This is a genomic window from Galliscardovia ingluviei (assembly GCF_014635685.1).
Lineage (GTDB): Bacteria > Actinomycetota > Actinomycetes > Actinomycetales > Bifidobacteriaceae > Galliscardovia > Galliscardovia ingluviei.
On the sequence record NZ_BMDH01000011.1, the window covers coordinates 1 to 2,113 of the forward strand.

Genomic DNA, 2,113 nt, shown 5'->3' on the forward strand with positions numbered 1-2,113 from the left:
CCGTGGCGGTGTGCTACTCTCCCACACCCTACCGAGTGCAGTACCATCGCCGTGCCGGGTCTTGGCTTCCAGGTTCGGAATGGAGACTGGGCATGTCCCCCGGGCCATGACCACCACGGAAAAACTAGATTATAGATTCGGTTATCACTCTTGTGTAATACAAGAGTAGTGTTGGTGGGTTGGGGACCGGCTAGTAGACGCGAGGTTGCTTGCTAGTGTTGCTTTCATACATGGTGTTTAGCGCAGTATATTATGTTGTGTTGTCTGAGTGTTTGCTACTACTGTCTTGTAGTGAAATGATATTGTGTGTTGTCTTTCGACTGTTAGTACTGGTCAGCTCCACACGTTACCGTGCTTCCACATCCAGCCTATCAACCACGTGTTCTTCATGGAGTCTCACACCAAACCCCAAAGGAGTTTGGTTAGGAATATTTATCTTGGAGAAGGCTTCCCGCTTAGATGCTTTCAGCGGTTATCCCATCCGAACGTAGCTAACCAGCCACGCCACTGGCGTGACGACTGGCATACCAGAGGTTCGTCCACCCAGGTCCTCTCGTACTATGGGCAGGACTCCTCAATATTCCAACGAGCGCAGAGGATAGAGACCAAACTGTCTCACGACGTTCTGAACCCAGCTCGCGTGCCGCTTTAATCGGCGAACAGCCGAACCCTTGGGACCTGCTCCAGCCCCAGGATGCGACGAGCCGACATCGAGGTGCCAAACCATCCCGTCGATATGGACTCTTGGGAATGATCAGCCTGTTATCCCCGGGGTACCTTTTATCCGTTGAGCGATACCGCGCCCGTGCGCCGGTACCGGATCACTAGTTCCGACTTTCGTCCCTGCTCGACCCGTCAGTCTCACAGTCAAGCTCCCTTGTGCACTTACACTCAACACCCGATTGCCAACCGGGCTGAGGGAACCTTTGAGCGCCTCCGTTACTCTTTAGGAGGCAACCGCCCCAGTTAAACTACCCGCCAGGCACTGTCCCTGAACAGGATAACTGTTCGAGGTTAGACGTCCAATATTCACAGAGCGGTATTTCAACAACGACTCCCCTTAAACTAGCGTCCAAGGTTCACAGTCTCCCGCCTATCCTACACAATCAACACCGAACGACAATACCAAGGTATAGTAAAGGTCCCGGGGTCTTTTCGTCCTTCTGCGCTTAACGAGCATCTTTACTCGTACTGCAATTTCGCCGAGCTCCTGGTCGAGACAGTGGGGAAGTCGTTACGCCATTCGTGCAGGTCGGAACTTACCCGACAAGGAATTTCGCTACCTTAGGATGGTTATAGTTACCACCGCCGTTTACCGGGGCTTAAATTCACCACTACCCTCCAAACTGGAGATGATGGATCCTCTTAACCTTCCGGCACCGGGCAGGCGTCAGAGCGTATACAGCGACTTACGTCTTCGCACGCTCCTGTGTTTTTGGTAAACAGTCGCTACCCCCTGGCTTGTGCCACCCCCAACAGCTCCCACAGCAAGCATGCTCACTATCAGGGGTCTCCCTTATACCGAAGGCACGGGAGTAATTTGCCGAGTTCCTTGACCAGGATTCACTCGCTCGCTTTAGTATTCTCTACCTGACCACCAGTGTCGGTTTAGGGTACGGGCACCATACACCCTCACATCGAAGCTTTTCTCGACAGCATTGGATCACCGAATATCGAGCCAAAAGACTCCCATCATCACGCCTCACCCTTAATGTTTCCCGGATTTACCTAGAAAACAGGCCACACGCTTAACCACGGATAACCACCACCGCAGTCGGCTACCATCCTGTGTCACTCCCATGCTCCCCTACTGCCAGCAAGATCCCAACACCACACACATCCAACAACCGAAATTATCTTCAGCATGAGATGGAGGTTAGTATACTAGTCTCGGGTTTGATCGGTTGCATGCCGGTACGGGAATATCAACCCGTTCATCCATTCGACTACGCCTGTCGGCCTCGCCTTAGGACCCGACTCACCCAGGGACGACGAACGTGGCCCTGGAACCCTTAGTCATCCAGCGGACGGGATCCTCACCCGTCTTTCGCTACTCATGTCTGCATTCTCACTTCCATACAGTCCACAACAAGGTTACCCTGCTGCTTCACCC

The 2,113-nt window shown here is 53.1% G+C and carries 2 rRNA genes; both read right to left on the reverse strand.

Features of this window, described 5'->3' with window-relative positions:
* Nucleotides 1–118: ribosomal RNA gene (gene rrf / locus IEU85_RS08595) — 5S ribosomal RNA — on the reverse strand.
* A gap of 185 nt (nt 119–303) precedes the next feature.
* A 23S ribosomal RNA gene (locus IEU85_RS08600) occupies nt 304–2,113 on the reverse strand; the annotation flags it as partial.